General features: G+C 63.9%; 20 protein-coding genes. 15 read left to right on the top strand and 5 right to left on the bottom strand.

The features are described from left to right. Positions 1 to 42: 42 nt before the first annotated feature. Positions 43 to 936, bottom strand: coding sequence for a LysR family transcriptional regulator (locus tag LAC81_RS31140; protein ID WP_223728512.1), 894 nt, complete (start codon positions 934 to 936; stop codon positions 43 to 45). Between the two features lie 111 nt (positions 937 to 1047). Between LAC81_RS31140 and LAC81_RS31135 the strand changes: the two genes are divergently transcribed. The 10 genes from LAC81_RS31135 to LAC81_RS31090 all read left to right on the top strand — a co-directional run bounded on the left by LAC81_RS31135 (position 1048) and on the right by LAC81_RS31090 (position 10017). Further along, positions 1048 to 1917 carry an NmrA/HSCARG family protein gene (locus tag LAC81_RS31135; protein ID WP_223728511.1) on the top strand — a complete coding sequence of 290 codons (870 nt, stop codon included), beginning with the start codon at positions 1048 to 1050 and terminating at the stop codon, positions 1915 to 1917. Positions 1918 to 1985: 68 nt separating this feature from the next. After that, positions 1986 to 2234, top strand: coding sequence for a DUF2798 domain-containing protein (locus LAC81_RS31130; protein WP_223728510.1), 249 nt, complete (start codon positions 1986 to 1988; stop codon positions 2232 to 2234). A gap of 168 nt (positions 2235 to 2402) precedes the next feature. Further along, entirely contained in the window at positions 2403 to 3098 is a 696-nt protein-coding gene (locus tag LAC81_RS31125; RefSeq protein WP_223728509.1) for a helix-turn-helix domain-containing protein, read from the top strand. 171 nt (positions 3099 to 3269) lie between these two features. Further along, the gene (locus tag LAC81_RS31120; RefSeq protein WP_223728508.1) at positions 3270 to 4016 is read left to right on the top strand and encodes a GntR family transcriptional regulator; all 747 of its coding nucleotides are present in this window, start codon (positions 3270 to 3272) and stop codon (positions 4014 to 4016) included. 69 nt (positions 4017 to 4085) lie between these two features. Further along, positions 4086 to 4772, top strand: coding sequence for an N-acetylmannosamine-6-phosphate 2-epimerase (locus LAC81_RS31115; protein ID WP_223728507.1), 687 nt, complete (start codon positions 4086 to 4088; stop codon positions 4770 to 4772). 2 nt (positions 4773 to 4774) lie between these two features. Further along, positions 4775 to 5647, top strand: coding sequence for an ROK family protein (locus LAC81_RS31110; protein ID WP_223728506.1), 873 nt, complete (start codon positions 4775 to 4777; stop codon positions 5645 to 5647). Beyond that, positions 5644 to 6978 carry an extracellular solute-binding protein gene (locus tag LAC81_RS31105; protein ID WP_223728505.1) on the top strand — a complete coding sequence of 445 codons (1335 nt, stop codon included), beginning with the start codon at positions 5644 to 5646 and terminating at the stop codon, positions 6976 to 6978. Before LAC81_RS31110 ends, LAC81_RS31105 begins: the two co-directional genes overlap by 4 nt. A 248-nt stretch (positions 6979 to 7226) precedes the next feature. Further along, positions 7227 to 8114 carry a carbohydrate ABC transporter permease gene (locus LAC81_RS31100; RefSeq protein ID WP_223728504.1) on the top strand — a complete coding sequence of 296 codons (888 nt, stop codon included), beginning with the start codon at positions 7227 to 7229 and terminating at the stop codon, positions 8112 to 8114. Continuing rightward, positions 8111 to 8932 (top strand): carbohydrate ABC transporter permease, encoded by an 822-nt coding sequence (locus tag LAC81_RS31095; RefSeq protein WP_223728503.1) that lies wholly within the window; start codon positions 8111 to 8113, stop codon positions 8930 to 8932. Before LAC81_RS31100 ends, LAC81_RS31095 begins: the two co-directional genes overlap by 4 nt. A 17-nt stretch (positions 8933 to 8949) precedes the next feature. After that, entirely contained in the window at positions 8950 to 10017 is a 1068-nt protein-coding gene (locus tag LAC81_RS31090) for an ABC transporter ATP-binding protein (RefSeq protein ID WP_223728502.1), read from the top strand. A 38-nt stretch (positions 10018 to 10055) separates the two neighbouring features. Here the strand turns inward: LAC81_RS31090 and LAC81_RS31085 are convergent, their stop codons facing one another. Continuing rightward, entirely contained in the window at positions 10056 to 11027 is a 972-nt protein-coding gene (locus LAC81_RS31085; RefSeq protein ID WP_223728501.1) for a quinone oxidoreductase family protein, read from the bottom strand. 166 nt (positions 11028 to 11193) lie between these two features. Here LAC81_RS31085 and LAC81_RS31080 point away from each other — a divergent pair, with 166 nt between their 5' ends. Next, positions 11194 to 12063, top strand: a complete 870-nt coding sequence (locus LAC81_RS31080; RefSeq protein ID WP_223728500.1) for a LysR substrate-binding domain-containing protein — start codon at positions 11194 to 11196, stop codon at positions 12061 to 12063. 15 nt (positions 12064 to 12078) lie between these two features. On the opposite strand, the gene LAC81_RS31075 is transcribed toward LAC81_RS31080, so the two are convergent. Further along, positions 12079 to 13119, bottom strand: coding sequence for a dipeptidase (locus LAC81_RS31075; protein ID WP_223728499.1), 1041 nt, complete (start codon positions 13117 to 13119; stop codon positions 12079 to 12081). Between the two features lie 245 nt (positions 13120 to 13364). Between LAC81_RS31075 and LAC81_RS31070 the strand changes: the two genes are divergently transcribed. Beyond that, positions 13365 to 14885 carry a serine hydrolase domain-containing protein gene (locus tag LAC81_RS31070; RefSeq protein WP_223728498.1) on the top strand — a complete coding sequence of 507 codons (1521 nt, stop codon included), beginning with the start codon at positions 13365 to 13367 and terminating at the stop codon, positions 14883 to 14885. A gap of 87 nt (positions 14886 to 14972) precedes the next feature. Next, a complete protein-coding gene (locus LAC81_RS31065; protein ID WP_223728497.1) occupies positions 14973 to 15872 on the top strand; it encodes a LysR family transcriptional regulator in 900 nt (299 codons plus the stop codon). A gap of 27 nt (positions 15873 to 15899) precedes the next feature. On the opposite strand, the gene LAC81_RS31060 is transcribed toward LAC81_RS31065, so the two are convergent. Both LAC81_RS31060 and LAC81_RS31055 read right to left on the bottom strand, forming a co-directional pair. After that, a complete protein-coding gene (locus tag LAC81_RS31060; RefSeq protein ID WP_223728496.1) occupies positions 15900 to 16760 on the bottom strand; it encodes a D-amino-acid transaminase in 861 nt (286 codons plus the stop codon). Positions 16761 to 16832: 72 nt separating this feature from the next. Further along, positions 16833 to 17891: a P1 family peptidase gene (locus tag LAC81_RS31055; protein WP_223728495.1), complete on the bottom strand. Its 1059-nt coding sequence runs from the start codon at positions 17889 to 17891 to the stop codon at positions 16833 to 16835. Positions 17892 to 18176: 285 nt separating this feature from the next. On the opposite strand from LAC81_RS31055, the gene LAC81_RS31050 reads away from it, so the two are divergent. Continuing rightward, positions 18177 to 19556, top strand: coding sequence for an amino acid permease (locus tag LAC81_RS31050; protein WP_223728494.1), 1380 nt, complete (start codon positions 18177 to 18179; stop codon positions 19554 to 19556). Between the two features lie 55 nt (positions 19557 to 19611). Beyond that, the gene (locus LAC81_RS31045) at positions 19612 to 21912 is read left to right on the top strand and encodes an Orn/Lys/Arg decarboxylase N-terminal domain-containing protein (protein ID WP_223728493.1); all 2301 of its coding nucleotides are present in this window, start codon (positions 19612 to 19614) and stop codon (positions 21910 to 21912) included. Positions 21913 to 21949 lie beyond the last annotated feature (37 nt).

The following is a 21949-nucleotide window of genomic DNA, read 5'->3' as shown; positions in this document are numbered from 1 at the left end:
ACGCCTCAAGGCGAGGGTCGGCAGAAAGCGGCCCTGCCCCGCTCAGAGGCGGTCGAGTTTCAGCCGCTCTCCGAGCAGATCGAGGAAGTAGCGGATTTTTGCCGAAGGGCTCCGCCCCTCCAGCCAGAGCGCATGGATCGGCACCGGGGCGGGCTCGAAGTCCACCAGCACGAGCTCCACCTTGCCCGCGTCGATCAGGTGCTTGATCTGCCAGAGCGGTGAATAGCCAAGACCAAGTCCCTCCTCCACCGCCGAATAGATCGCGTTCATCGAGTTGGTTCGAAACGCACCACTCACCTTGATTGCACGCGCGCGGCCGTCGATGGTGAACATCCACGCGCCGGGTCGCTCGTCACCGGTGCGCGTGACGCAACTGTGCTCAGCCAGATCCAGCGGATGCAAAGGCCGGCCGAAGCGGGCGAAATAGGCAGGCGAGCCGAAGACGACGCGACGAAGCGCGCCCAGGCGCTTGCCGGTCAAACCTGAATCCTGGAGATCCCCAATCCGCACGACCAGATCGAGTCCACCCCCGGCGAGATCGACGAAGGCGTCGGAAAGGTCGAGATCGACCTCCACCTCAGGATACTTCGCCATGTATTCGGCAATGACGGGCATCAGGAACCGCGGCGCAAACAGATTGGGCGCCCCGAGACGCAGGATACCTGATGGCTCGAAGCGGCGTTGTGCCGCTTCCTCGCGCGCCTCGTGGATCTCCTCGACTGCCGGCTTGATGCGCAGATAGAAGCTCTCGCCCGCCTCGCTCGGCATCGAGCGGCGGGTGGTCCGATGCACCAATTCCACACCGACATCGGCTTCGAGCATGGCGAGCGACCGGCTGATTGTCTGGAGCGGACGCCCCAGCCGTTTCGCCGCGGCCGTCAGGCTACCCTGTTCGACGATGGCCAGAAAGGCTTCCAGGTCTTCGATGCGGCTCATGCTATAATCCCGATTTTCGGGAGAATAAATCACAGTCTGCACCAATTGTCCTATTTATTACGCATCATTAGTTTGAGCTGGTCACCTCGATCGCACGAAAGGCAGGCCCGGATGAACCCGCGCTCCAACACCATCCTCGTCGTCGGCGCCACCGGCCGTTTCGCCGGCCTCGTTGTCCCTGAACTTGCGCGGCGCGGCGCAGCGGTTCGCGCCCTGATCCGCGACGAAGCGCAGGGCGCCCTTGCGCGAACGCTCGGCGCATCCGAGATCGCCATTGGCGATCTGCGCGACCGGGAAAGCCTCGACCGGGCGATCGAGGGCGCTAACGGGGTCTTTCATATTGGGCCGGCCTTCGCACCGGATGAAGCGGCGATGGGCGTGTCGATGGTCGAAGCCGCCGTTCGCGCCGGCGTCAGGAAGTTCGTCTTCTCCTCGGTCATCCAGCCGACCAATGTGCGGCTTAAGAACCATGCGGCAAAGATCCCGGTGGAGGACGCGCTCTATTCCTCGCCGCTCGAATACACCGTCCTGCATCCGGCCAATTTCATGCAGAACCTGCGTGCGGCTTGGGCGAGCGTGCTTGCAACCGGCACCTTCGCCGAACCTTTTCCCGCGTCGACGCGCATTGCCCGTGTCGACTACCGCGACGTCGCCGAAGTCGCGGCGATCGCACTCACCGAGGATCGCCTTGCCTATGCGACGCTCGAACTTTGCGCCGAGGGCCGGCACGATCGCGAGGAAATCGTCCGGATGATGAGCGAGGCACTCGGGCGACCGATCGTTGCCGGAACCATCAGCTTTCATGAATGGGCAGCACCGATCCGCAGCAAGTACAGCGACCATCAACTGGAACTGCTGGCGAAGGTCCACGCCCATTATTCGCAGGTCGGCCTCGGCGGAAACAGCCTGACACTTCGCGCAGCGCTTCAGCGCGCCCCCCGTAGCCTCGAAAGCTTCATCCGTGAATTGACACACGCCTAGCCACAAGGACGGTCCGGCGCCATACCGACGGACATCCCCATCCCTGCAAAGCCCTGGAGTTCACCAGCATGCCAAAGAAACTTCCACATCGATATCAGGGAATCGTCATGCCACTGGTCCTTTCCGTGCTGATGTCCGCCATCGTCTCCTTCGTCTCGACGGCGAGCGGCAGCGGCCTTCAATCGGACATGCTGTCACTTTGGCTCAAGGCTTGGATCTTTTCCTGGCTGGTCGCGTTCCCGAGCTTGCTCGTGGTCCTTCCGATCGTACGTCGGATCGTGGCGGCGACCGTGGAGCAACCGCGCGGCAGTTCCTGAGATGGCAGCACAACGCTCGCCGTTCACCCTTGGCGACCTTCCGCCAAGGGCTTGCCCCCTCGCCGTTTCCGGCTGCCGCTGTCATCGCGGTTTTTAGGATACCTAAAATCGATTGACAGGAAATCCGGGCACACCCTAGCTTGAGGAGAGACGATAAGGGGACAGATAGTGACGACGGAACATGCCAGCGGTGCATCGACCGGCGAGGCTGAGGCGCCATCGCTCGGTGATCGCCTGCGTCAACGGCGCAAGACACTGAAAATGACGCTTCAGGAGGTCGCCAACGAGGCAGGCTTTTCCGTCGGCTTCATTTCGCAGATCGAGCGCGGCATCACCGTCCCCTCGCTGACCTCGCTGATCGCCGTCTGCCGGACGCTGAAGGTCGAGGCCGGCAGCTTCCTCAATCCACCGAAAGTCGCAACACCTTTCACCCGCCGCGAACACCGGCCGATCTATGGGCTGGGTGGAGAAGGCGGCAATGCCGTCTCCTACGAGCGGCTCTCCGCCTCCTTTCCCGGAAATGTGCTGAGGAGCACCATCATCCACGAGCCACCCGGTCACCGCAGCGAACCGATGTCGCACGAAGGCGAAGAGATCTTCTTCATTCTCCAGGGGGCTTTGACGCTGGAGGTGGACGGCGAGCGCGTGGTGCTGGAACCGGGCGATTCTGCCCACTTTCCTTCACTGCGCACCCACACGATGTGGAACCACACGGGTGAGCCCACCACCATTCTGCACACCTGCACCATGGATGTGTTCGGCGACGGCGATCCGTCGGGAAGCCCTGCCGACAGCCTGGCGGTTACCCGTGCCGAGAACCGGCTGGGCGCACCCGGAAAAATCGAAGGCGACCAGGCAAACTGAGTGGAGATCGGTGGCGACTCCATGCTGTGCCTGTCGCCGGGCACCCCGGCACTCGCCGCCGGATCGGCGCCAAGACGGGAGTTTGGCGCGCCTAGCGACGCTCGTTGATAATACCAGTTTAAAACCGACGAAAAATTTTGCATAAGGACTCATCTCGAAAAGGTGATCCTCATGAGCGATCAGGCAACTCTCGATTTTCTTGCGCGCGCCATGTCGGGCGATAGCGGCGAGCCGCTCTACCGTCGACTGGAAGAGGCGATCAAGCAGGCGATCAACGCGTCGACATTGCGCCGCGGCGCAGTCATCCCCAGCGAACGGGACTTGAGCGAGGGCCTATCCATCTCGCGCGTGACCGTGCGCAAGGCCATCGAAGGCCTTGTCGCCGATGGCCTCCTTGACCGCCGGCAAGGAGCGAAGACCGTGGTCTCCTCACGCGTCGAGAAGTCGCTGGCGACGATGACGAGCTTTTCCGAAGATATGCGCTCGCGCGGCCTCGAGCCCGGCTGCACCTGGATTTCGCGCGAAATCAGCCGCCCGTCACCCGCCGAAATGATGGCGCTCGGCATTCCGGCGGGAGAAAAAATCGTGCGCCTCCGGCGCCTGAGAACCGCCAACGACACCCCGATCGCAATCGAAACGGCATCGCTCCCCGCCCGTTTCGTGCCGGATCCCGGTGCAATCGGCGCATCACTGTACGAGTATCTCGCCGCCCACGGCGCCCTTCCCGTCCGGGCGCTGCAGCGCATGCAGGCAAAGCCCGCGAGCGAGGAGGAGCGGCGCCTGCTCGAAACGCCCGAAGATACCAGCCTGCTGGTCATGGAGCGGCGTTGTTTCCTGGCAGACGGGCAGATCGTCGAGTTCACCCAGACCAAGTACCGGGGCGACGTCTACGACTTCGTCATCGAACTGATGCGATAATACCAGTATAATTCCTGTTGCAATCTGGTCTTGCACTGCTACCGTGAGGCCTCCATTGGGAGAGCCTGCGTGACCTTCGATATCCATAGCCTCAAGCACGGTCTGATCGTTTCCTGCCAACCGGTGAAGGGCGGCGTTATGGACAACGCTGCCATGGTTGTCGGTTTCGCCATGGCCGCGCTCGACGGCGGCGCCACCGCCCTCCGCATCGAATCCGCAGACTATGTTCGCGCCGTTCGCCAGGCGACTGATCGTGCGATCATCGGCCTCGTCAAGCGCGACCTGGAGACGTCGCCGATCCGCATCACCCCCTTCATCGAGGACGTCGATGCTCTGGCGGCAGCCGGCGCCGATATCATCGCCTATGATGCCACTGCCCGTGAACGCCCGGTCGCGACCAAGGCGCTGATTGAGCGTATCCACGCCGCCGGCAAGATCGCCATGGCCGATTGCTCGGTCATTGCCGACGCCGAGCGCGCGCTTACCGAAGGCGCAGAAATTGTCGGCTCCACCCTTGCCGGTTACACAGGACCGGTCGAGCCGACGGAACCGGACTTCGCCCTCATCGCTGCCATGCGCAAGCTGACCCCTCACGTGGTCGCCGAAGGCTGCGTGCGGACGCCCGAACAGGCCGCTCGGGCGCTTCAGGCCGGCGCCTTCACCGTTGTCGTCGGCTCCGCGATCACGCGGCCCGAGCACGTGACGTCGTGGTTCAGGCAGGCGCTCGACGAAACGCTTGCCGGAAACGAGGCCTGAAAATGGCGCAGACCCAAACCGTTCTCGCGATCGATGTCGGCGGCACGAAGATGCTGGCCGCTCTCGTGCGGGGAACTGAAATCGTCGACACGCTGCGGATGCCGACGCCCGGCGAAGGCGATCCGGCGCAGTGGCTTGCCGCACTCTTTGGGGCGATCGCGTCCTGGCGCGGTGCCTACGGCTCGGTCGGCGCCGCGGTCACCGGCATTGTCGATAACGGCCATTGGTCGGCGCTCAACCGCAAGACGCTCGATATCCCCGATGCCTTTGCGCTGACGGAAACGATCGAGCGGCTGGCAGGCGTGCCGGTGCTGGCTGCAAACGACGCCCACGCGGCAGCCTGGGGTGAATATGCCTTTGGCGCAGGCAACCGCGAAGACATGGTTTTCCTGACGATCTCCACTGGTATCGGTGGGGGCATCGTCCTGAATGGGCGCCTGCTCGGAGGGCTCGCCGGACACTTCGGCCAGTCGCGCAGCGCCGAGTGGCCTGGTGACACCCTCGAAGATCACGTATCGGGCCACTGGATCGCCGGGCAGGCAGCGCCCCACCAATCGGGCGCCACCGCGCGGGACGTCTTCGCCGCCGCTCGCGACGGACACGACTGGGCCAAGCGCACGATCGAAACATCCGCAGGGCGAACCGCTCTGCTCTGCCGCAACATCCAGCTCGCGCTGGACCCGAGACGCATCGTCATCGGCGGCAGCATCGGTCTGGCCGAAGGCTATCTCGCCGCCGTCGAACGCGCACTGGAACCGGTGCCGTCACGACTTCGTCCATCGCTACATGCCGCCGCCCTTGGGGAGAATGCAGGGGTGATCGGCATTGCTGATCTTGCAGAGCGTCAACAAAACTTGAGGGAGAACCAAAGATGACATTTGCGACCACGACAAGACGTGCGCTGCTCGCGGCAGCGAGCATTGCGGGCCTGCTCGCCGCCACCCCGGCGCTTGCGGAAGTAACCGTACTCGGCTGGCCAGGCGGCCCCGAAGAAGTGGCGCTGCGCGCCGCCGCCGACGCCTACAACGCCAAGTCCGACGTTGCCGAGAACGACAAGGTCGAACTTCTGTTCTTCAACCGCGACGGCTTCTGGGACAAACTGCAGGCCGACCTCGCCGCCGGCTCGAAGGCCTTCGATCTCAACCTGCTCGCCACCTATTCGATCGGCCGTTACGCACCGTTCATGGAGCCGGTCGAGCTCTCTAGCGAAGCCAAGGCGGTCTATGGAGACTCCGTCCTGTCGACCATGCAGTACCAGGGCAAGCAATATGGCGTGCCGACCGATCTCTCGCTGCACTTCATGTACTTCCGCAAGGACCTGATCGAGGCCCTGCTGAAGGATGACGCCGGCAAGGCGAAATATGCCGAAATCTCGGAGAAGTACCTCGGCAAGAAGCTGGAGCCGAAGACCCCGGACGAGTGGATCTGGGACGATTACGCCGCCACCGCGCTCTATTTCACCCAGGCCGTCAACCCGGACAGCCCGACCCGCTATGGCACGGTGCTGCAGCTCAAGAACCTGCTGTTCAACATCATGGTCTGGCAGTCGGTACCGCGCGCCTATGGTGCGAACTGGATGGACGACAGCGGCAAGATCACCGTGAATTCCGATGCCTATCGCAAGGGCCTCGAGATCTACAAGCTGCTATATGACAACGGCGCGACGCCGAAGGACTCGCTATCCTACGAGTTTGCCGAGGCGAACGCCGCCTTTGCATCCGGCCAGGTCGCCGCCATGTTGCAATGGAATGCGGCAGCCGGCGATCTGACCAGCAAGGAGAAATCCCCTGCCGTGGCCGATGTGACCGAAACGGTCGCGCCACCTGCAGGTCCGGAAGGACGCTTCACCCATATCCACGGCCTCGGTTTCGGTCTCAACAAGAATGCCGAAAACAAGGAAGGCGCCGGCAAGTTCCTGAAGTGGCTTTCCTCCAAGGAAGCCGCGCTGATCTACGCCAAGAACAACGGCGCACCGGCCCTGACGCCGGAGGTGGTCGCCGAGGTCGCAGACGCCCGGCCTGACCTGGTCAAGCTCGGCGAATTCGCCGGCAAGTATGGTTACGTCATGAACGGTGCCACCTCAGCCAAGGCGTTGTCGGTCTACGAACTGCAGGCCAAGGAGTTCACCGGCTACTGGTCCGGCCAGCAGTCGATCGACGATGCGCTCGCCAATACCGAAAAGGGCATGGCGGACCTGCTGAAGTAAGTGAAAGGGTTGCGGCATCCACCAGGAAGCCGCAACCCTGCACGACAAGCGGGTACCGAGGGAAGCTTCTCCGCCCCTCATGCCAGTGCTCTACACGGGATCCAGGTGCGCCGCGTCCGCGGTGCGGAAGAGCCTTTTCAGCTCAAGGGTTTGGGTTGGCTAGGGCTCCTGTAACAGGCACGGGAAAGAGGGTCGAGGAAACACCTTCCGTCACCTTACCCGTCCGACAACAGACACAGATCGGTGCCATGACGACAGCCAGACCGCAATCCAATGCCCCTGAGTTCCGGCGGCTCGCCACGCCGCTCGTCCTCTTCCTGCTCGTGTTCCTGGGGTTCCCGGCGCTCGTCAATCTGATCTATTCAGTCTCCGAGGTCTCCTTCGAGACGCTGCGCCAACCGAAGTTCACTGGGCTCACGAACTTTCTCTCGGTCTGGAGCGATGCAGCCTTCTGGCAGGCGAGCTGGTTCTCGCTGCGCTTCGGCCTGCTGACCGCCATTCTCGAATGTCTGCTCGGCCTGTTTCTCGCGATCTTCCTGTCGCCGCTGATCGAAAAGCGCAGCTGGCTGATAGCGATCCTGATGCTGCCGCTGATGGTCGCGCCGGCACTGGTCGGCCTCATGTACCGCCTTGTCCTGCACGAATTCGTCGGTCCGGTGCCTTATTATCTCTGGACCTATTTTGGGGCCAGCATCTCGTTCCTTGGGCCTGGCTCGGCCTTCTGGACCCTGGTCGTCGTTGAGACGCTGCAGTGGACACCGTTCACGCTGCTGCTTTTCTACATGGCCTATCAGGCGATCCCCTCCGAGATTGCCGAAGCATCCGCCATGGATGGGGCACGAGGCCTGCAGCGCCTGTGGTTCATTGAACTGCCCATGATGGGGCCGACGATCGCCGCAGCCTTGCTCATCCGCTTCATCGACGGCTTCCGGGTCTTCGACAACGTCTATGTGCTGACCGGCAGCGGCCCGGGGGGATCGACGGCATCATTGTCGATCTACATCTACGAAGCCTTCTTCAAACAGGGCGCCATCGGCAAGGCGGTTGCCGCCTCGGTCGTCCTGTTCGTCGCCTCATTCGCCGTGCTCTACGGCCTCAACGCTCTCGCCAGCCGGCGGAAAGGAGCCAAGCGATGATCTCAGCGCTCCGTTGGTTCGTTTTCGCCATTGCCGCCATCGCCTTGAATTTTCCGGTGCTAGTGACGCTTTCCACTTCGTTCAAGAGCGCGCGCGAGCTCTCTGGCAATCCCGGTCTCTGGGTACAGGCCCCGACATTCGATAACTACCGCACCGTCTTTGAGGTCTCCGACCGGCTGAACATCTTCCTTTATCTGTTCAACAGCCTCGCCGTGGCGCTGATGGGCACGGTGCTTGCCGTGGCACTGGCGCTACCGGCGGCCTACGCGATCGCTCGCGGCAGGATCGGCGAACGCACGCTTCTGCCCTTCATCGTCAATCTGCGCGCCGTGCCGCTCATTATCTTCGCGATCCCGCTCTACATGATGTTCCAGTGGCTGGCGCTGCTCGATACGCGCCTCGGGCTGGGGCTGATCCTCACGATCGTCAATCTGCCGCTGGCACTCGTCATTCTCGTCAATGCCATCCGTGACCTGCCCGCGGAACTCGACGAGGCTGCTCTCATGGACGGCGCGAACCGCACGCAGGTCCTCATCAAGGTCGTGACACCGCTCTGCCGGCCGGCGATCGTCACCAGCCTGATCTTCGGCTTCATCACCGCCTGGAACGAGTTCCTCTTCGGCCTGATGCTGACGACCTCCAAGGCGGTGCCGGTCACGGTCGGCGCATCCTTCTTCTTCGCCGCAAGCGGCGGCGGCGTGCAGTGGGGCGTCGCCTCCGCCGTGATGATCGTCGGCGCTCTGCCGCCAATGCTGCTCGGCCTTGTCATGTACCGCCAGATCAGCGGATCGATGACCGCCGGCGCCGTCAAGGGTTGATATTCCAGGAGATACGCATGGGTACGATTTCGCTGAAGAATGCCGGCAAGCGCTATGGCGCAGTAGAGATCATCCGGGAGCTCGACCTCGAGATCGCCGACGGCGAATTCGTCGTCATCGTCGGGCCTTCCGGCTGTGGCAAGTCCACGCTTTTACGGATGATCGCCGGCCTGGAGGCGACGACCGCCGGGCAGATTCTGATCGATGGCCGGGATGTGACGTCCGCTTCGCCGGTCGATCGGCAGCTCGCCATGGTTTTCCAGTCCTACGCGCTCTATCCGCATATGACGGTCCGACAGAACATGGGCTTCGGCCTGAGGCTCGCCAAGGTGCCGACGGCGAACGCCAAGGCCAAGATCGAGGCAGCGGCAGAAACGCTCAAGCTCACGCCGCTGCTCGACCGCTACCCGAGGGAGCTCTCCGGTGGCCAGCGCCAACGCGTTGCCATCGGGCGGGCGATCGTGCGCGAGCCGGTCGGTTTCCTCTTCGATGAACCGCTTTCGAACCTCGATGCGGCGTTGCGGGTCGATATGCGGCTTGAGATCGCCAAGCTGCATCGCACGCTCGGCGCCACCATGATCTATGTGACCCATGACCAGGTGGAGGCGATGACGCTGGCCGACAGGATCGTCGTGATGAAAGACGGGCGGATCATGCAGCAGGGTACCCCAAGAGACCTCTACGAACGGCCGGCGAACCTTTTCGTCGCGCAGTTCATCGGCAGCCCGAAGATGAACCTCCTGCCCTGCCGACGCGACCAGGGCGGTCGCCTCGACCTGAGCGGCGAAGGCAATCTGGCACTTCCCATGCCGGGGATGGCCGAACCCGAGCAATTGGGGGCAAGGCCCGAACACCTGGCGCTGGTGGCGCCGGAAACCGGCCATTGCCGCGGCGTCATCGAGGCGAGCGAATATCTCGGCGGCAATATGAGCGTCTTCGTTCGTGCCGGCCGGCTCGGCCTGATCAATGTCAGCGCGCCGGCCGACACGCCATTCCGCGTCGGCGAAGCCGTCGGGATCCGGATCGACGAAAGCCGGTCCTCCCTATTCGATGGTGCGGGCGCCGCAATCGGCGCCCTTCACTAGGCCATCGGCTCAAGTGCACCTGATGGACGTGGCCCGCGCTATGGCAACAGCACCATGGCGCCCGTCGTCTGGCGTCCTTCGAGCCGGCGGTGCGCCTCGGCTGCTTCGGCCAGCGGCAGACGCGCGTGCACCGAGATCTTGACGGCGCCGCTCGCGACGGTGTCGAAGAGATCCTTGCTCATCGCAAACACATCCTCGCGCCGCGCCAGATGCGCCGGCAACAACGGCCAGGTGGCGTAAAGCGAGCCCTTCTGCGCCAGCGTCGTGATGTCGAAGGGCGGGATCGGACCGGAGGCGGCGCCGAAACTGACGAAGTGACCGAAGGGGCGCAGGCTATCGAGCGAACCTTCGAACGTCGCCTTGCCGATGCTGTCATAGACGACGTCGACCCCCTTGCCTTTGGTGATCTCGCGTACGCGGGCAGCAAAATCCTCGGCGCTGTAATCGATGACATGGTCGGCGCCACTCCCCCGCGCCAGCTCGGCCTTTTCGGGCGAGCCAGCGGTGCCTATGACGGTTGCGCCGAGATGTTTCGCCCATTGCGTCAGGATCAGGCCGACGCCGCCGGCAGCCGCATGGACGAGGATCGTGTGGCCGGCCTCGACCCGGAAGGTGCGGCGCAAGAGATATTGCGCCGTCAGGCCCTTCAGCATCATGGCCGCACCCGTTTCGAAGTCGATATCCTCAGGCAGATGGACAAGGACACGCGCCGGCACGTTGTGCTCCTCCGCATAGGCACCGAGCGCCTCGGCATAGGCGACACGGTCGCCCGGCTTGAAGCCCTCGACGCCCGGACCCACGGAGATCACCTCGCCCGCCCCTTCCTTGCCCGGGATGAACGGTAGCTGCGGCGGCGGGTAGGCGCCGTTGCGCAGGTAGACGTCGACGAAATTGACGCCGATCGCCCGGTTGCGCACGCGCACTTCGCCGGGGCCAGGTTCACCGAGGTCGACACTTTCATAGGCGAGCACATCAGGCCCGCCGTGCTGATACACGCGGATGGCTTTCATGGATCTGTTCCTCTGGTTGAGTTGGCTGGTCTTGGCAGCCTCTAAGCGACGGTCGATGCCGATCTGCCTGATGCTGCCCCACCTTCCTCGCTGGTCACATCTGATAGATAGCCACACACGAGTTCTCGTAGTAGGCTGATATCAATGACAACAGAGTTCAAGCTTCATGATATCTGATCAGATCGGCATCGACCTGCTGCGCAGCTTCGTCGCGGTGTGCCGGCAGGGCAGCTTGAACCGCGTCGCTACCCAGAGCGGCCGCACGCAATCGGCGCTCAGCATGCAGATGCGCCGGCTCGAAGATCTGCTCGGCCGACAACTCTTCACCCGCACCGGTCGCGGCGTCGTGCCGACACCCGAAGGCGAATTGTTCCTCGGATACGCGACCCGCATGCTGGCACTCGGCGACGAAGCGGCGGCGCGGCTACGGCAGGCAGACTTGAGCGGTGGCGTCCGGGTCGGGCTTGCCGAGGAAGTGGCAACGACGGCGCTGCCCGAAGCGCTCGGGCGGCTGCGGCGCGGCTACCAAGAGATTCGGCTGGACGTGGTGGTGGAGCAATGCGTGGCGCTTGGAAAGACCTGGCCCGAAGGCGACCTCGACATCATGGTCGTGCCAACCTCGGTGGTCACGGCCGATGCCCTCACCACCTGGAACGTCGAACTGCAATGGGTCTGCGCAACGGACTATGCTTTCGACGAAACGCGGCCGATCGACCTCGTCGCCTTCGCAGCGCCCTGCCTCTGGCGCCGACGCATGATCGAGACGCTGGCGGACCAGGGCCGGGAACACCGGATCACCTTTACCAGCCAGAGCATCACCGCGCTTCAAGCCGCAATTGAAAACGGGCTCGGCATTGGCTTGCTTCCGCCGGAAGCGATGCGCGCGGGCACGATGCGGGCGCTGCCCGCTTCGTCAGGCGTCCCGAAGCCGTTTGCCGTCCAGTATGGGCTTTTCGCCAGGGATCGGCGCACGGCCGCCGTCGATTGTGCGATCGACTTGCTACTCGAAGCCCTGCCGGTCGCTTCCAGGACCTAGCGCTCCGGGCGGCACTCACGCGCCCCAGGTCGTCTCCAGCACGCGGATCCAATTGCCGTGGCAGATCTTTGCGAGCGCAGCTTCGTCATAGCCGCGGGTGCGCAAGAGGTCGACGAGCAGCGGCAGATCGGCCGCGCTGCGCATCGCCGCCGGAATCGCCGTGCCGTCAAAGTCCGAGCCGAGCGCGACGTGCTCGATGCCGATGCGATTGACGATGTAGTCGATATGGTCGGCGAGCAACGTCAGCGGCGTCTCCGGGTTCTTGACGCCGTCCGAGCGCAGGAACAGGACGCCGAAATTGATGCCGGCGAGACCGCCTGTGTCCTTGATCGCGTCGAGCTGACGGTCCGTCAGGTTGCGGCTGTGCGGGCAAAGCGCGTGGACGTTGGAATGGGATGCGACGAGCGGCGCTTGCGACAGCGCTGCGATGTCCCAGAAGCCCTGCTCGTTCATGTGCGAGAGATCGAGCATGATCTTCAGTTCGTTGCTCGCGCGCACCAGATCCTTGCCCGCCACGCTGAGGCCCGGACCGATATCCGGCGAAGAGGGAAAGCGGAAGGGAACGCCATAGGCAAAGATGTTCGGCCGACTCCAGACCGGGCCGAGCGTGCGAAGGCCCGCGGCGTGAAGCACATGGAGCGCGTCGAGATCGGCACCGACGGCCTCGATGCCCTCGATGTGCAGCACCGAGGCAAAGGCGCCCTTGGCCATGGCGTCGCGGATATCGGCAGCACTGCGGCAGATCTTCAGCCGGCCCTCGGATTGGCGCTCGATCCGCATCAACAGACTCGCCATGCCGAGGGTGGCCTCGAGAGCGGTTTGCTGATCCGGTGTCGCAAAGTCGCCGCTGCCGTCCTTGGCCAGGCCCGGCGAGCCCACGTAGACGGCACAAAGACCGCCAGCAAGGGCGCCCGTCTCCGCCTTGTCGAGGTCGATATGTCCGGTATCGACGCCATCGAGGAAGCGGCGTTCCGGCGCGCCACCCGGCGAACGCCAAAGCCGCGACAGCACGTCGTTATGTCCGTCAAAGACCGGGATTTTCGCTGGGGTCGCCAATTCTGGATCGCCTTCTCAACCTGTTGTCCTCAAGTGCGACTCATGGATAGTCGCGGACGGACCATAGACATTGGGTGCGGGGACCGCACCCTTTTTCCCTGCCGGGCCTAACCCAATGCAGGCAGGCCGGGCAAATGCAAACCATGCATGGACCCTGCCGGAATCGGAATTGGCCGCACAAGGTACTGTCGTGCTTAGTCGGAAATACACGCGGGAAACCGCCGCGGCCAGAATGGAGAATGAGGATGACGAAGCCGGCATCGCTGGATTGGCAAGCCGCCGAAGCGACGGCGAGACGCCTTACCGCACAATGGGCGGCGGACGAGCCGGGCGGCGCCGTCATTGGTTTCGACGCATCCGGAATCTGCTTCGCGCATGCGGCCGGCGCCGAGAGCCTCGCGACGTTTGCGCCCTTCACGGTCGACAGTGTCGTGCGTTATGCGTCGCTCACCAAGCACGTCTTCTCAGCAATGGTGCTCGCCCATGCCGACATCATCGGGCTCGGCGATCCGCTCGGCCAGCACCTTCCGGAATTGCGCTCGCCGCTTGCCGAAGTAACGGTTGGGCAAGCGCTCGACATGAGCGGCGGCCTGCCGGATACGCGCGAATGCCTGTCGTTGCTCGGCCTTTCCGTCTACACGGAAACCAAGGCCGGGCCGCTGCTCGAATACCTCTCACGGCTGGAGCGACTGAACTTTGATGCCGGCACCGAGGTCTCCTATTCGAACACCGGCTATCGCCTCATCGAAGCGGCGCTGGAGCGCAAGGGCTTCCGCTTTGACGATTTCATCCAACAGGAAATTGCCGAGCCGCTCGGCATCGCGCTGAAGGCGCCCGATGTCTGGAACGACCCGGTTAAAGGCCTCGTGCCCGGATACTGGCACTCAGGCGAAAACTGGCAGCTTTCGGCCGCGGGCCTGCACATTTCCGCGTCGGGCAGCCTCACCGGCAGCGCCCGGGCGCTTGCCATCTGGTTGCAGGCGCTGCTTGATGATGAAGGCCGCTTTGCGGGTCTCCTGCAGAAATTGCAGGAGACCCGGTTTCTGGCGGATGGGCGCCCGACGGGCTACGGCCTGGGCCTGCGCAGCTCATCGCTCGGAGGACACGAATTCGTCGGCCACGGCGGCTCGCATCCCGGCTACAAGACTTATTTCCTGCTCGATCCCGAAACGCGTGCCGGCCTCGTCGTCGTCTCCAATCGCGAGGACACAAACGGCTACAAGATCGCGCTTGAGGGCATGGCGGCGCTCACCGGCCTTCCTCTACCGCTACCCGCAGCCGATCTCGGCGACGGTTTCTATGTGACGGAAACCGGCCCCTGGTGGATCGAAATCAAGGGCAGCACCTGCACCTACCTCGATGCCGACGAGACGCTCTATGACGACGGCGAGGGCTGGGTCTCGTCGCGTTCCGCCTCATCACCTCTCCGGCTTCGCCGCGATGGCCCGGCGCTTGTTGGCGAGGTCGGCCACGCGGCTCGGCGCTTCCTTCCCGCGGCGACGCATGTGTCGGTTCCGGCATCGCTTTCCGGCATCTGGCGCTCGGACGAGGGTGCGGAATTCACGATCGAAAACGGCACAGTCTTGATGGGGGTCGGCCCGGTGCGCCAGGCCGTGACGCTGACTGCACTCGGCAGTGGCCGCTTCCTGTTCACCCTGGTCGATGGTCCCTGGGTCAAGCGCGTCTGCCTGCATCTCCTCGGGCCTGACCGTCTCGAGCTGGTGTCGAGCCGCGCCCGCATGATCGAATATCGTCGCCGCGCCTGATTTTTCTTGATGACGCGCGGGCGCTGCCGCAAAGAAGCCTGTCTGCCGGCGAATGGCTGAGCGGACTGGGCCTCCGGAGTGCATGTCTTGGAAATCAAATGGCTTGAAGACTTTCTGGCGCTCGCCAGCACGCTGAACTTCTCCAAGGCGGCGGATGAGCGTCACGTGACCCAATCCGCTTTCAGCCGCCGCATCCGGCAACTGGAAGCTTGGCTCGGCGCAACGCTCGTCGACCGGGCGACCTACCCTTCACGTCTCACCGAAGCCGGCGTGAAGTTCGTGCCGGTGGCGCAGGAAACGCTGAAACAGCTCTATCAGGCGAGGCGCAACCTTCAGCAGGAAGAGGGCTCCGACGCCCGTACCATCAAGCTGACGGCGCTGCATACGCTTTCTTTCACCTTCTTTCCGGAGTGGATGAGCCGCGTCAATGCCAAGATCGGGCCGCTCTTCTCCCGGCTTCGGCCCGACTCCGGCAGCATGGAAGAGAACCTCAATTCGCTCGTCGACGGCGAATGCGACTTTCTGCTCACCTACGCCCACACCCAGGTTCCGCACCTGCTCGATCCGCAGGCCTTCGAGCATCGTGTGCTGGGGCATGAGCGGATCATCCCCGTCTCGGCCGCGAGCAAATCAGGCGCGCCAATGCATCTGCTCGAAGGCGGGGCGAAACCCTTTCCGCATCTGAGCTACGAAAAGTCGTCCTTCTTCGGCCAGCTCCTCGACGAGCTGATAAGCCCCAACCTGCCGCCGGCGCAACGGGTGCACGAAGGCAGCATGTCCGTGGGGTTGAAGGCCATGGCAGCTGCCGGCTGGGGCATCGCCTGGGTTCCCGAGAGCCTGATGACGGACGAGCTGGCGAACGGATCGCTGGTCAGGGCCGCCGACCCGCGCTGGGACATCAGCGTCGAAATTCGGCTCTATCGCTCCAAGGAGAACCGCCGACCGGTCGTCGGCCGCGTCTGGCAGAGTGTTGGGGCTGTCGCGTAAGCGACAACCCGAACTCCCGTTGACGAGCTAGATCGCCGTCCGCCGCGCGTGCTTCAGATAGAGCTCGCGCAGACGCTTGACGACCGGGCCTGGTTCGCCGCTACCAACGGGCTTGCCGTCGATCCGGGTGATCGGCGCGACGAAGTTCGAGGCGCTGGTCAGGCACGCTTCGCGGGCGTTGAGCGCCTCGTCGAGCGAGAAGGGGCGTTCCTCCAGCGTCATTCCCTGTTCGGCGGCGAGCGCCAGTGCGGCGAGCCGCGTGCAGCCGGGCAACGTCTTGTGGCTGTTGCCGCGCGTGACGATGCGGTTGTCCGCAGTGACGATGTAGGCGGTGGAAGACGCGCCTTCGGTCACGAACCCGTCCTCGATCATCCAGGCCTCATCGCAGCCTTCAGCCTTGGCGATGCGCTTGGCGATCACCTGCGGCAACAGGCATACGCTCTTGATGTCGCGGCGCGCCCAGCGCTGGTCGGGCACGGTCTTGACCGACAGCCCCTTGGTGGTGGCAGTCACCAGCGTCTTTGCCTGGGTGAAGAGCACGAGCGTCGGCTTGATATCGTCGGAGAACAGAAAGTTCCGATCTTCGGCACCCCGGGTAAGCTGCAGATAGACCATGCCTTCGACAAGGCCGTTCTCTTCAACCAGCCGCTTTTCGACGGCGACGATCTCATCGGTCGATACCGGCAACGGCACATCGATTTCACGCGCCGAGCGTTCCAGCCGCGCCATATGCGATGCGCTGTCGATCAGCTTTCCCTCGAGCACGGCGGTGACCTCATAGATGCCATCACCGAAGAGGAAGCCGCGATCGAAGATCGAGAGACGCGCTTCGTTCTCCGGCAGAAACTCGCCATTGAGATAGACGGTGCGGATGGGCGGATGGGACATATGGGCTCCGTAAGAATTGGTTTGGCATAAGCGCGTGGACCGCGACGTGGGGGGCGATCCACGTGCGCAAAGTCAGTGTTCGCAGAGCGCGCGAAGCCGTTCGAGCGAGATCGCCTCGACCGTGCTCGGCTTGCCGTTCGCGGCGTTGAAGCCATGCGTCGTGCGGGCCATGGTCAGCGAATTGAGGATGGCTTCCTCCGTCGCCTCGATGGCCGCTTCGAAGAGCGGCGACATCAGGTCGTTCGGAAGGTCGGGATATTCGGCGATCGCCGCCCGCCGCGCCTTCGTGCGGCACACGGCAGAGGCCGTGGAGAAGGCGAGCGCATAATCGCCGGAGCCGTTGCTGAGCGCTGCTCCGGTGCGGGCAAGGCCGCCGAAGGCGCGCTCGGCCAGGCGCTTGAGATTGCGCGCAGAGAGCGGCGCATCGGTCGCGATCACGATGACGATCGAGCCATCCCGGTCATGTGCCGCCGGCGCTTCGTAGGCACGGCCGCAGACGGTGAGCCGGCCGCCATAGTTGGATTGAACCAGCACGCCGAGGGTGAAGACCTCCCCGGCCGTCTTGACGCGGCGCGAACTCGTGCCGATGCCGCCCTTGAGTCCGAAAGCCACCGTGCCGGCGCCGGCACCGACAGCGCCTTCTTCCACGGGACCGGTCTCTGCGGCGACAACCGCAGCGCCGATCTCGTCGATCGTCGGCCGACCGGCGCGAATGTCGCTAAGGCGGGAATCGTTGGTTTCGCCGACCACCGCATTCAGCGACACGACCTTCTCGTTGCCCGCTTGTGCCAGCGTCCAGCTGATGATCGCCTCGATGGCGCGACCGGTCGCCAGCGTATTGGTGAGAACGATTGGCGTTTCCAGTTCGCCGAGCTCTTCGATCTGGGTCGAGCCCGCGAACTTGCCGAAGCCGTTGAGCACGGCGAGTGCGGCCGGCACCTTGTCCTGAAAGAGGTTGCCTCCATGCGGCAGGATGGCAGTGGCGCCGGTGCGGATGCGATCACCGTCGATCACGGTGGCATGACCGACCGCAACGCCCTCGACGTCGGTGATCGCATTCAGCGGGCCGGTCTCATATACGCCCGGCCGAAAGCCGAGGTCTCGAAGTCGCAAACGTGTGTCGTCGGTCATGGGGCTCCCGCAATCGTCGCCCGTCATCTATCACGGAGCAGGCATTTCGTCGCAGGGACCCTACCCTCGCCGCGGGCAAAACGGCATTTCAAAAATGGAATAGTTTCATGAGAAGCCTGCAACGCCGGCGACCCCGGAGTACCGACAATCCCGCCGACATCACTGGTCCGCCAACCACGGTCCCCTACGCTCTACGCGCGCGTTAGTCGAGCAAAATAAAGTAGTTGCAACCGTAGGAGACTGTTCATAAGGTCGCCGGGTCCTTGGTATTGGAACGACCCATCCATGACGAAGCCGCTTGATACGACCGCCGGCAGAACTCAGGAGATGACGTCCGCGGCGCCGCGGCCGAGCCTCGGCATCTGGGCCTGCTCGGCGCTCGTCGTCGGCAACATCATCGGCTCCGGTTTCTATCTTTCGCCCGCCGCCCTCGCACCCTATGGCGCGGCCGCGCTGGTCGGCTGGATCGGCATGGCGATCGCCGCGATGTGCCTGGGCCTCGTCTTTGCAAGACTTGCAAGTGTCCGGCCCGCGACCGGCGGGCCCTACGCCTATACCCGCATGGCTTTCGGCAACTTCGCAGGCTTTCTCGTCGCCTGGGCTTACTGGATCTCGATCTGGGCGTCGCTGCCGGCAATCGCCATGGCCTTTACCGGATATCTCGGGGTGTTCTTTCCCAACCTTGAGCAGGTGCCCGGCGGCTTCACCGCGGTGTCGCTGGCAGCCATGTGGCTGGTCGCCGCCATCAACATGTTCGGGGTCCGGAGTGCCGGCCGCTTCCAGGTCGTGACCGTCGCCTTGAAGCTCGTTCCGTTCATGGCCATTGCCCTTCTCGGCCTCTTCTGGATCGAGCCGCAGAACCTCACGCCAGTCAATCCGAGCGGGCTTTCCGTGCTTGGCCTGATCTCGGCGACGGCACCTTTGACGATGTTCGCCTTTCTCGGCATCGAGTCGGCGACCGTACCGGCCGGCGACGTCGACGATCCGAAACGCACGATACCGCGGGCGACCATTCTCGGCACGATCTGCTGCGGCCTGGTCTTCATTCTGGGCACGCTCGTGGTGATGGGCACCGTCCCGCGCGAGGCGCTTGCCCGTTCCGCTGCCCCCTTTTCCGATGCGGCTTTCATGATGTGGGGCTGGTGGGGAGGCACGCTCGTGGCAGCCGCTGTGGTGCTGTCCTCGATCGGCGCGCTCAACGGCTGGACACTGCTGATGGCGCAGGTGCCGATGGCGGCGGCCCGCGACGGACTGTTCCCGCCCGTCTTTGGCCGGCTTTCAGGTCGCGGCGTGCCCCAGTGGGGCATCACTGTGTCGATGCTGCTCGCCTCGGCCCTTCTCGTGCTGCAGACATCGGGCGTCTCGGGGCTCATGGCCGTCTATCGTTTCGCCGTCGATCTTTCGACCACTGCCGCGATGGTGCCCTACGTTTTCTGCAGCCTCGTGGAAGGCGCCTTGTTCCTGACGCTGACGCGCCCCAGGGACGAGGAATGGGGCGGCATCCGCCTTGGCCCCTACAAGCCCTACGCACTGGTCGCCTTCGTCTTTTCGCTTTGGACAGTCTACGGCAGCGGACCTCAGGCGGGCCTCTGGTGCCTGCTTTTGCTGCTCATCGCACTGCCCGTCTACCTGTCAGTCGAAAGGAAGGAGCCCTCCAGGGACTGATTTCACAAGAACACCCCCACCTGCACCTAGCACCGAACTAGAGAGAGGATTGGATATGAACACGTTGAACAGGGGTCACCGCCGTCTTGGCATGAAAGCACTCGTTCTGGATGACGAGATCAGCGAGGAAAGTGCGGCCGGTCGCGCCGTGCGATCGCTGATTGCGGAACTCGAGCGCCGCCAGATAGAAGTGGTGACAGCAGAAAGCGCCGATGACGGCATAGCGGTCATCCGCTCCGACCCCGCGCTCCAGTGCGTCCTTGTCGACTGGGACCTCGGCCCCGACGGCCACGAGCAGTCCATCGAGGTGGTCGAGGCCCTGCGCAAGCGCAACGGCACCGTTCCGCTGCTGCTGCTTGCCGATCGCAGCGTCGCCTCCACAGTGCCGGCCGACATCATGGCGAAGGTCGACGACTTCGTGTGGATGCTCGAAGACACGATGGACTTCGTCGGCGGGCGCATCCAGGCGGCGATCGAGCGCTACCGCTCCACCGTGCTGCCGCCGATGTTCAAGGCACTCGCCCAGTTCTCCCAGGTTCATGAGTATTCCTGGCACACGCCGGGCCACACCGGCGGCACCGGCTTCCTGAAGTCGCCGCCTGGCCGCGCCTTCTTCGAGTTCTTCGGTGAGCCGCTTTTACGTTCGGACCTCTCGATTTCGGTCGGCGAACTCGGATCGCTGCTCGACCATTCCGGGCCGATCGGCGCCAGTGAAAAATACGCCGCCCGCGTTTTCGGCTCGCACCGCAGCTATCACGTCACCAACGGCTCCTCGACGTCCAACCGCGTCATCCTGATGGCGAGCGTCAGCCGCGACCAGATCGCGCTGTGCGACCGCAATTGCCACAAGTCCGCCGAACACGCGATGACCATGTCGGGCGCCGTGCCGACCTATCTGGTGCCGACCCGGAACCACTACGGCATCATCGGCCCGATCCCACCAGAACGGCTGACGGCGGTCGCGATCCGCAAGGCTATCGACCAGAACCCGCTTGCGGCCGACCTTTCGGACAAGGAGCCCAAGCACGCCATCATCACCAACTCCACCTATGACGGCCTCTGTTACAACGTCACCCGCGTCGAAGACCTGCTCGGCGCCAGCGTCGACCGGCTGCATTTCGACGAGGCCTGGTACGGCTACGCCCGCTTCAACCCGATCTATCGCGACCGACATGCAATGCATGGCGACCCGAAGGCACACACCGCGAACAAGCCGACGGTCTTCGCCACGCAGTCGACGCACAAACTGCTGGCTGCCCTTTCTCAAGCCTCCTTCATCCACGTGCGCGACGGCCGCAAGCCGATCCCGCACGGGATCTTCAACGAGACGTTCATGATGCACGCCTCGACCTCGCCGAACTATGCGATCATCGCCTCGAACGACGTCTCGGCAGCGATGATGGACGGGCCCGGCGGGTCGGCGCTCACCAATGAATCGGTCGAGGAAGCCGTCGCCTTCCGCCTGATGATGTCGCGGCTTGCCAATGATGCTGCCGAGCGCGGCGACTGGTTCTTCGATTGCTGGCAGCCAGATACGGTGCGCGACCCGAAGACCGGTCGCACCAGCCCCTTCCATGAAGCCTCGCCGGAATCGCTCTCGACCGATCCGTCCTGCTGGGTGCTGAAGCCCGGTGCAGCGTGGCACGGCTTCGGCGAGATCGAGGACGGCTATTGCATGCTCGACCCGATCAAGGTCTCGATCGTCACCCCGGGTGTTGCGCCCGGCGGCGGGCTGATGCCCGTCGGCATTCCAGCAAGCCTCGTCACAGCCTACCTCGACGCCCGCGGCATCGTCGTCGAGAAGACGACCGATTTCACCATCCTCTTCCTCTTCTCGCTCGGCATCACCAAGGGCAAATGGGGATCGCTGGTCAGCGCGCTCTGCGACTTCAAGCGTGACTACGACGCCAACTTGACCCTCGAAGTGGCGATCCCGTCGCTGATCGAAGACCACCCGGAACGTTACGCCGGCATGGGCCTCAAGGACCTCGCCGACACGATGTTTTCGGCGATGGACCAGCTGAAGACCACGGCGAATATGGCCGCCGGTTTCTCCGTGCTGCCGCATCCGGACCTAAGCCCCGTGCGCGCCTATGAGCGGCTGGTGCGTGGCGAGGTGGAACAGGTGACGCTCGACCAGTTGGCTGGCCGCACGGTCGCAACGGGCGTCGTGCCCTATCCGCCGGGCATTCCGCTTCTGATGCCGGGCGAAAATGCCGGGTCAGCCGATGGTCCGGTCCTCGGTTACCTCAAGGCGCTTGAGGCCTATGACCTGAGGTTCCCGGGCTTCACCCATGACACGCACGGGGTCGAGGTCGAGGACGGTCTCTACCGCGTCTATGTCTTGACCCGTTGAACCGGCTTCAGGAGGTGGCATGAAAGAGGCCACGCCC

Source organism: Ensifer adhaerens (genome assembly GCF_020035535.1).
GTDB lineage: Bacteria > Pseudomonadota > Alphaproteobacteria > Rhizobiales > Rhizobiaceae > Ensifer.
This window is presented reverse-complemented; position numbering and strand designations above follow the sequence as displayed.